Below are 9,923 nucleotides of genomic sequence, written 5' to 3'. Positions count from 1 at the left end.
TTCACCGCCGAACCCCGCACCACCGCCAACACCCGATGCCCACGCCGACGCGCATCCGACAACCGCTCCACCAACAACATCCCCGCACCCTCGGCAGGGCCGAAGCCGTCGGCGCCGTCCGAGAACGCCTTGCAGCGACCGTTCGGGGCGACGCCCCGCTGGCGGGAGAACTGCACGAAGACCGTGGGCGTCGCCATCACCGTGACGCCGCCCGCCAGGGCCAGGTCGCACTCGCCCCGGCGCAGTGCCTGCACCGCGAGGTGCAACGACACCAACGACGACGAACACGCCGTGTCCACCGACACCGCAGGACCCTCAAGCCCCAGGACGTAGGAGATGCGGCCCGAGCTGAAGCTCACCACCCCGCCGGTCAGCAGGTCTCCCTCAAGTTCGGCGGAGGAGGGGTCGACGTCCCGCGTGTAGCCGCCGTCCCAGGCGCCGACGTACACACCGGTGCGGCTGCCGCGCAGGGTGCGGGGGTCGATGCCCGCGCCCTCCAGCGCCTCCCACGACGTCTCCAACAGCAACCGCTGCTGCGGATCCATCGCCACCGCCTCACGCGGCGAAATCCCGAAGAACGCGGCATCAAACTCCCCCGCCCCGTGCAGAAAACCCCCCTCCCGGCAATACGTACGTCCCACCGCCCCGGGGTCCGGGTCGTACAACCCCGCGACATCCCAGCCCCGGTCCGCCGGAAACCCCGACACCGCATCCGTCTCCGAGGCCACCAGGTCCCACAGGTCCTCCGCGGAAGCCACCCCACCGGGGAACCGGCACCCCGTCCCCACGATGGCGATCGGCTCGTGCGCCTGGTCCTCCGCCTTCTTGAGCCGTGTGGTGGCGCGGTGGAGTTCGATGGTGGTCCGCTTCAGGTAGGTGCGGAGCTCCTGCTCGTCAGCCATGCTTTCGTCACCCCAAGGTGGTTCGGTCGTCGGTTCGGGCTGTGGCGGGGCGGGTCAGAACCGCTCGTCGATGAAGGCGAAGAGCTCGTCGTCGTCGGCCGCGTCGAGCGTTCCGGGCACTCCCTCGTCGCCGTCCGGTTCGGCGGGGTCGTCCGGCGTGCCGTTGAGCCGGTCCCACAGTCCGGTCAGGGCCGCGAGCCGGTTCCTGATCTCGTGCCGGCGCGTGCCGTCGGGCAGGGCCTGGTCCGGCCCGCCCTGCTCGGTGAGGCGTACGAAGAGCTTCTCCAGCCGGTCGAGTTCGGTGACGACGGAGAGGTCGTCGCTCTCCGCCGGGCTGTCCGGGGCGAGCCGGTCGTGGAGGTGCCGGGCGAGCGCTTCGGGTGTCGGGTGGTCGAACACCAGGGTGGCGACGAGCCGGAGCCCCGTGGCGGCCGTGAGGCGGTTGCGCAGTTCCACCGCCGTCAGCGAGTCGAAGCCCAGTTCGCGGAAGTTCCGGTCGGCGGCGAGTTCGCCGTCCTCCCCGTAGCCGAGTACGGCTGCCGCGTGGGTGCGTACGGCGGTCAGTACCGCTTCCCTCCGTTCGGCGGGCGGCAACGAGCCGATCCGGTCCTTGAGGGAGGTGCCGGTGGCCTGGCCGGAGCCGTCCGGAACTGCGGCGGGGAGGGGGTCGCGCCGGTTCCGTACGAGACCGCTCAGGAAGGGAGGCACCGTGTCCAGGGCCCGCAGCGCGGCCTGGTTGAGGCGGATGGGGACCTGGAGTGCCTCGTCCCAGCTCTGGGCCTCGTCGAAGAGGACCACCCCCTCGGCGTCGGTCAGGGGCAGGATGCCGCCGCGGGCCAGCCGGCGGCGCATGTCGCCCTGGTCGAGGTGTTCCGCCATCCTGCTGTTGCGCTCCCAGAGCCCCCAGGCGAGGGAGAGGGCGGGCAGCCCCGTCCCGCGCCGGTACTGGGCGAAGGCGTCCACGAAGGCGTTGGCCGCGGCGTAACTGCCCTGGCCGGGGCTGCCGAACAGTGCGGAGGAGGACGAGTAGAGGACGAAAGCGGCCAGGTCGAGATCCTTGGTCAGCTCGTGGAGGTGCAGGACCGCGTCGACCTTGGGCCGCAGCACGGCGGCCACCCGGTCCGGGGTGAGCGAGGGCAGGGTTCCGTCGTCCAAGATGCCCGCGGTGTGCACCACCGCGTTCAGCGGGTGGGCCGGCGGGACTGCGTCGATCAGGGCCGCGAGCTGGTCCCGGTCGGCCATGTCGCAGGCCCGTACGGTCACGTCCGCGCCGAGCGCGGCGAGTTCCCGTACGAGGTCCGCCGCGCCCTCGGCCTCGCCGCCCGTCCGTCCCGCGATGAGGAGATGGCGTATGCCGTGCTCGCCGACCAGGTGGCGGGCGACCGCGCTGCCGAGCGTTCCCGTGCCGCCGGAGAGGAGGACGGTGCCGTGCGGGTCGAAGGCGGGCGGCATGGTGAGCACGAGCTTGCCCGTGTGCTTGCCCTGGCTGAGGGTGCGGAAGGCGCGGCGGGCGTGGCGTACGTCGTGGACGGTCAGCGGCAGCGGGTGCAGCACTCCGGTCTCGAAGAGCTCCAGCAGTTCTCCCAGCATCTCGCCGACGGTCTCCGGGCCGGCCTCGACGAGGTCGAAGGTCCGGTAGGTGGTGCCGGGGTGCGATTCTGCGACGGTGCGGGGATCCCGTACGTCGGCCTTGCCCAGTTCCAGGAAGTGGCCGCCACGGGGCAGCAGTCGCAGCGAGGCGTCGACGAAGTCACCGGCGAGTGAGTTGAGGACGATGTCCACTCCCCGGCCGCCGGTCTCCGCCAGGAGGCGGTCGGCGAACTCCAGGGTGCGGGAGTTCCCGATGTGCCCGTCGGGCAGCCCCAGCTCGCGCAGCGTGTCCCACTTGGGGGTGCTCGCGGTCGCGTACACCGTCAGGCCGTGGTGCCGGGCGAGCTGGAGTGCCGCCATGCCGACGCCGCCCGTCGCCGCGTGGATCAGCAGGGACTGCCCGGGGCGGGCCTGGGCGAGCCGGTGGAGCGCGTAGTGGGCGGTGAGGAACACGGCCGGTACGGAGGCGGCCTGCGCGTACGACCAGCCCTGCGGGATCCGGGCCACCATGCGGTGGTCGGCGACGGCGTACGGGCCGAAGCCACCGGTCCACATTCCGAACACCCGGTCGCCCGGGGCGAAGCCGGTGACGCCGGGGCCGACCTCGGTCACCACGCCGGCACCCTCGGCGCCCATGACGCCGTCTCCCGGGTACAGGCCCAGCGCGATGAGCGTGTCGCGGAAGTTCAGCCCGGCGGCCCGTACGGAGATGCGTATGCGGCCGGGCTCCAGCGGTGCCAGGGTGTCCGGCGCCGGTTCGAGGCGCAGCCCCTCCAGGGTGCCGTCACCGCAGGTGCCGAGCCGCCAGGCGGCGGACCCGGTCCTTGCTACGGCGTCGGCCACGGTTTCGGCGTCGGCGTCGGCGTCGGCGTCGGCGGGGGCACCGGTGCCGGTGTCGGTGTCGGGCAGTCGCAGCGTGTCGGGGGTCGTCGGCCCCATGGCGGTCAGACGGGGTGTGTGCACGTGCTCGCCACGTATCGCGAGCTGCGGCTCCCCGCAGGCGAGCGCGCCTGCCAGCGCGCTGCCGCTGACCGTGTCGTCGTCCGGGTCGAGGTCGAGCAGCACCATCCGGTCGGGCTCCTCGGACTGGGCGGAACGGATCAGCCCCCAGGCGGAGGCGGCAGCCGTGTCCCGCACGGTCTCGTCCGGGCCGACGGCGACGGCGCCGCGGGTGACGACGACGAGCCTGGCGGACGCCTGGCCGGCGGTCCGCAGCCACTGCTGCGCCACTTCGAGGGTCTGCTCCAGGACCGCGCGCACGGTGCTCGGATCCGGGACGCCCACGTGGTGCGGCAACTGGACCGCGACGACGTCGGGCACGGCTCCCTCGGCGGTGCGGCCGTCGCGCAGCGACCCGAGGTCGGGGCGGGTCTCGCAGCCGATGCCCGCTGCGGCGAGCGCGGCGGCGAGCCCGGCGTGGTCGTCGCCGACGGCGGCCCACCGGGAGGCGGGCGGGGAGGCGGGCACGGGGCCGCGGTCCCACTGGACCCGGTACAGCGAACCGCTGCCCGTGGCGGAGCGCCTGCCGGGGCGGTCGGCGCGGGACAGTTCCGCGAGCTGTCCGGCCGGCACCGGGCGGACGACGAGCTCGTCGATCGCCAGGACGGGCCGTCCCTCGCCGTCGGTGCACAGCAGTCGCACGGCTTCCGGGCCGGCGGGCGACAGGGTGACGCGGAGGCGGTCGGCGCCCGTGGCGTACAGGCGTACCCCGCGCAGGGCGAACGGTATGCGGGCCCGGCCGTCGGCGGGGAAGAACTCGCCCAGGCTCATGGTCTGCAAGGCTGCGTCCAGCAGGGCCGGGTGGACGTCGTGGTCACGCGCCTCGGCGGCCACCGGCCCCGGGAGTGCGACTTCGGCGTACACGGTGTCGCCGTCCCGCCAGCCGCTGCGGAAGCCCTGGAAGGTGTCGCCGTAGTCGTAGCCGCGCTCCGCGAAGGCGCCGTAGAAGGCGGCGGGGTCGGGGGTGCCGGCCGCCCGCGCCCCGGCCGGTGGCCACGCGGCGCCGGGCTCCGGCCACGCATCGGGTGCGGGCCACGCCTCGCTTCCGCCGGCTATCGGTGCGGGGCCCGTGAGGGTGTCCGCCGTCGGTACCGTCGCGGCCGGAACTCCGGTGGAGGCCGCGGGAGTTCCGGCCGGGGCCGGGGTGACGGTGGCCTGCGCGTGCAGGTGCCAGGGCGATCCCGGCGGGAGGCTTGTTTCCCGGGAGTGCACGGTGACCGTGCGGTGCCCTTCCTCGTCCGCGGGGCCGACCTGGACGCGCAGTTCCACGGTGTCCGCCGTGGAGCCGGTGGCGTCGTCGCCGGGGAGCACGAGAGGGGTACGGAGGGCGAGTTCGTCGATCCGTCCACAGCCGGACTGGGCGCCGGCCCACAGGACCAGGTCGACGAAGCCGGTGGCGGGCAGCAGCGGCGTGCCGAGCAGGGCGTGCTCGGCGAGCCAGGGCCGGGTGCCGGTGCCGAGCCTCGCGGTGTAGACGTGACCCGCCGATTCGGGGAGTTCGACCCCGGCGCCGAGCAGTGCGTGGCCCGCGTCGGCCAGTCCGACGGACGCCGTGTCACCGCGCCGCGCAGGCGCGTGGTACCAGTAACGCTGCCGCTGGAAGGGGTAGGTGGGCAGCTCGGTCAACCGCGCCCGCGGCCCGTACAGCGCCTCGGCGTCGATGTCGATTCCCTGGGCGCAGGCGGTGGCGAGCGCGAGCCCGAAGCCCTCCGTGCCGCCCCGCTCCCTGCGCAGGGTGTGCAGGACCACGGCCGGGGCGTCGGCGTCGGAGACGGTCTGCTCCAGCGAGACGGCCAGCATGGGGTGCGGGCCGGTCTCCAGGAAGGTGTGGTGGCCGTCGGCGAGCAGCGCCCGGGTGGCCTGCTCGAACTCGACCGGCTCGCGCATGTTGCGGTACCAGTAGGCGGCGTCCAGCTCGGCGGTGGCCAGCAGCCCGCCGGTGACGGTGGAGTAGAAGGGAACGCCGCCGGCGCTGGGCGCGACCGGGGCGAGTTCCTGCATGAGGCGCTCCCGCAGGGCATCGACCTGGGCCGAGTGTCCCGCTGTGTCGACGCCGGGGATCGCACGCGCGTGGACGCCGTCCGCCGCCAGCTCGGACAGGAGTTCACGCAGCGATTCGGGGTCGCCCGACACCGCTGTCGTACCGGGGCTGTTGACGGCCGCGACCGACAGGCGGTCGCCGAAGCGCTCCAGCCGGCCGCGTACCTGTGCGGCGGGGAGCGACACGGCGACCATGCCGCCCTTGCCCGCGAGGGTCAGCCAGGCCTGGCTGCGCAGGGCCACGATCCGTGCGCCGTCCTCCAGGGAGAGGCCGCCGGCGACGCAGGCGGCGGCGATCTCGCCCTGGGAGTGGCCGATGACGGCCGACGGCCGCACTCCCGCGGCGCGCCAGCATGCGGCCAGCGACACCATCATGGTGAACAGCACGGGCTGGACGACGTCGACCCGGCCGAGCGACGGTGCCCCCGGCGCCTGCCGGAGCACGTCCAGGACCGACCAGTCGAGGAACGGGCGCAGGGCGGCGTCGCACGCCGCGGCGGTCTCCCGGAAGGCCACCGAGCGGTCGAGCAGTCCTTCGGCCATGGCCGGCCACTGGGAGCCCTGGCCCGGGAAGACGAACACCGTGGCGTCCGAAGGGCCGGCCTGGTGCCTGGCGACGGAGGGGTGTTCGCGGTCTCCGGCGAGAGCGTCCAGGGCGTGCAGCAGTTCCTCCCGGCTCCTGCCGCCGACGACGGCACGGTGCTCGAAGCCGGTACGGGCGGTGAGCAGGGTGAGTCCGACGTCCGCCGGGCGGATGGCCGGGTCGTCGAGCAGGGCGCCGCGCAGGCGCCCCGCGTACGTGCGGAGGGCGGGTTCCGTACGGGCGGAGAGCACCAGCGGGGCGACGCCGTCCGCTACCGCGTGGTCCGGCGCGGACAGAAGTGCCGGGGTCCCCGCGCGGTCCGGCGCGGACAGGAGTACCGGGGTCCCCGAAAGGTCAGCCGGGCGCGGGGCCTCTGCCCGGCCGGCGGGGTGCGGGGCCTCTTCGAGGAGGACGTGCGCGTTGGTGCCGCTGATGCCGAAGGCCGACACCCCGGCGCGGCGCAGCTTCTCGCCCTCGGGCCACGCCACCGGCTCGGTGAGGAGCGCGACGGTGCCCGAGGACCAGTCCACGCGTGGGCTCGGCTCGTCGACGTGCAGGGTCCGCGGCAGCACTCCGTTGCGCAGGGAGAGCACCGTCTTCATCACCCCGGCGACGCCGGCCGCGGCCTGCGCGTGGCCGATGTTGGACTTCACCGAGCCGAGTCGCAGCGGATTGTCGGCCGTACGGGACGCCCCGTACGTCGCTTGCAGGGCCTGGGCCTCGATGGGGTCGCCCAGCGGGGTGCCCGTGCCGTGCGCCTCCACGGCGTCGATGTCCTCGGCACGCAGCCCCGCGTCCGCGAGCGCCTCGCGGATGACCCGCTGCTGCGAGGGCCCGTTGGGCGCGGTCAGGCCGTTGCTGGCCCCGTCCTGGTTGACGGCGGAGCCCCGGACGACGGCCAGCACCGGGTGCCCGAGCCGCTCGGCGTCGGACAGCCTCTCCAGGAGCAGTACGCCCGCGCCCTCGCCGAGCACCACGCCGTCGGCCGCGCCGGCGAAGGCCCGCGACCGGCAGCCGGGCGACAGCACGCGCTGCCGCGAGAACTCCACCAGCATCTCGGCCGTGGACATCACCGTCGCGCCGCCCGCCAGCGCCATCGAACACTCGTTCCTGCGCAGTGACTGCACTGCCAGGTGCAACGCGACCAGCGAGGCCGAGCAGGCCGTGTCGACGGTGAGGGCGGGCCCTTCGAGGCCGAAGACGTACGAGAGCCTGCCGGACATCACGCTCGCCGAGTTTCCGGTGCCGAGGTAGCCGTCGAAGCTCTCCTCGCTGTTCTGCAGGAGACCCAGGTAGTGCTGGCCGTTGGTGCCGACGAACACCCCGGTGCGGCTGCCGCGCAGCTCGGCCGGGTCGATCCCGGCCCGCTCGAACGCCTCCCACGAGGTCTCCAGCATCAGCCGTTGCTGCGGGTCCATCGCCACCGCCTCACGCGGCGAGATGCCGAAGAAGGCGGGGTCGAAGTCCGGCGCCCCGTGCAGGAAGCCTCCTTCCTGGACGTAGGTACGGCCGCCCGCGTCCGGGTCGGCGTCGTACAGCTCGTCCAGGTTCCAGCCCCGGTCGTCCGGGAAGGCGCTGATCGCGTCCTCCCCTTCGTTCAGCAGCCGCCACAGTTCCTCGGGCGTGGACACCCCGCCGGGGAAGCGGCACGCCATGGCCACGATGGCGACGGGTTCGCCGTCACGGGCCGCTGCCGGGGTGGTCCCGGTGGACCGTACCGGCGCTTCGGCGGTGCTGACGTCGTTCCCCGCCCCGTGCTCCAGGGCCTGGTCCCGCAAGTGCCGTGCGAGGGAGGCCGGGTCGGGGTGGTCGAAGACGAGGGACGCGGAGAGCGCGAGTCCGGTGGCGGTCCGCAGCCGGTTGCGCAGTTCGACGGCGGTCACGGAGTTGATGCCCAGGGCCCTGAACGACTGCCCGGCGTCGACCTCGTCGAGGGAGGGCTGGCCGAGTACCGTCGCCGCGTGGCGGCGCACCATCCGCAACAGGAGCCTCAGTTGCTCCTCCTCGGACCGGCCGGCCAGCAGCCGGACCACTTCGGGGGCCTCCGGACGGTCCTCGGAGCCGGTACCGTCCGGCGGTGCGGCTTCCGCGCCCTCGTGGCCGCCGACCGCGGCGGCCCGGGGCGGGTGTACGGCGGGCAGTCCGTCGAAGAGCGCCGACGGCCGTACTGCCGCACGAGCGGCGACGAACCGCTCCCAGTCCGCTTCCGCGACGGTCACGGTGCCGGATCCCCGGCCCACGGCCCGGAAGAGCGCGTCGACGGCCCGCCCCGGTGCGAGCGGCGTGAGGCCGGCCCTGCGCATCCCGGTCACGACCGCTTCCCTGGCGGACCCCACGGACTCGCCGGCCCCGGAGGCCGAGGTCTCCTGCCCGCGCCACGGCGTCCAGGCGACCGATGTGCAGGCCCGGCCCCGGGCGCGCTGCCGCTCGGCGAACGCGTCCAGGTGCGCCGCACCTGCCGCATAGCCGCCTTGTCCAGCCCCTCCCCAGACACCGGCGGCCGACGAGAAGACGACGAACGCGTCGAGGTCCACGCCGTCCAGAAGCCGTTCCAGGCGGGTCACCAGGTCCGTCTTGGTGTGCACCGCGCGGGCGAGTACGGCGGGTGTGGTGTCGGACAGGGCGCTCAGCTCCACAGCACCCGGAGCCACCAGCACCGCGGTCGGTACGTGCGCGTCGAGCAGCGACCGCAGGGAGGCGTCGTCCGTCACGTCGCAGGGCACCACGCTGACGCGCGCGTCGGCGAGGGTCCCGGCGGTGGATGCGTCGCGGGCGGATGCCCCGTGAGCCGAGACCTCCGCAAGGGAGGCCGCGGGACCGGCAAGGACGACGTGCTCCGCGCCGTCGTCGAGCAGGCGCCGGGCGAGCGGCTCCGCCACCGCCGCGACGTCCCCGATTACCAGCGCCGCGCCGCGGGGCCGCCAGTTCGGTCCGGCCGCGGAAGCGCCGGCTGCGGCTGCGGTCCCCGCACCGGCCGCAGGCGCAGGCGCGGACCGGACGAGCCTGCGTCCGTACGTCCCGGCGCTCCGTACGGCCACCTCGTCCTCGCCGTCCGCGGAGGCGGCGAGCACGGCGGCTGCCCGCCGGTAGGAATCCTGGCCTCGGGCGTCCGTGTGAACGTCGGCGGGGAGGTCGAGGAGCCCACCCCAGACGTGTGGCAGTTCCAGGGCCGCCACCCGGCCGAGGCCCCAGATCTGCGCCTGTACGGCGGCAGGTTCCTCCCCTGGCAGGGCACTCACCGCACTGCGCGTGACCGTCCAGAGCCTGGCCCCGACATCCGCGTCGGCCGCCGCCTGGATCAGCGTGAACGAGGCGCCGACACCGGGCGGAAGGTTGGGGTGGGCGGGGTGCTCGGAGTGCTCGGGGTTCGTGCCGTCGACGAGGGCGAGGAGGGAAACAATCCCCTGGAGCGGCGCGCCGCCCGGCCCCTGCGCCGCCTCCGCGAGCAGCACACGCACATGGGAGCGCTCGTCGGCGGGATCGACGCCGAGCGTCACGACCTCGGCGCCACGGTCGGCCAGAGCGCGAGCCATGCCCTCCGCGATGTGCGGCGCCAGGGCCGGGTTCCGGGCCGAATCCTGCGAAGGCTCGGGCAGGAGCAGCAGCCAGCGCCCGGACAGCCGGGGTCCGGTCTCGTCTTCGTCCTGGACCCCGGCTTCGTCCAGCGGCTTCCACGCGACGTGGTAGGCGAGGTCATCGGTGCTGCCGTGGTCGGCGGTTTCGAGCCAGTAGTGGGTGCGCTGGAAGGGGTAGGTGGGCAGGTCGACCCGGCGGGTGGCGAGCCCGTGTGAGGTGTACGCGGCCTTCCA

General features: G+C 74.3%; 2 protein-coding genes. Both read right to left on the bottom strand.

The genetic code is table 11. The features are described from left to right. A partial coding sequence (locus ABZX79_RS37515) for a beta-ketoacyl synthase N-terminal-like domain-containing protein (RefSeq protein WP_355268456.1) occupies window positions 1-902 on the bottom strand: 902 nt, incomplete at its 3' end. Window positions 903-956: 54 nt separating this feature from the next. Continuing rightward, a partial coding sequence (locus ABZX79_RS37510; protein ID WP_355268453.1) for an SDR family NAD(P)-dependent oxidoreductase occupies window positions 957-9,923 on the bottom strand: 8,967 nt, incomplete at its 5' end.

The sequence above is a fragment of the Streptomyces sp. NPDC002994 genome (assembly GCF_040611155.1).
Taxonomy (GTDB): Bacteria; Actinomycetota; Actinomycetes; order Streptomycetales; family Streptomycetaceae; genus Streptomyces.
This window is presented reverse-complemented; position numbering and strand designations above follow the sequence as displayed.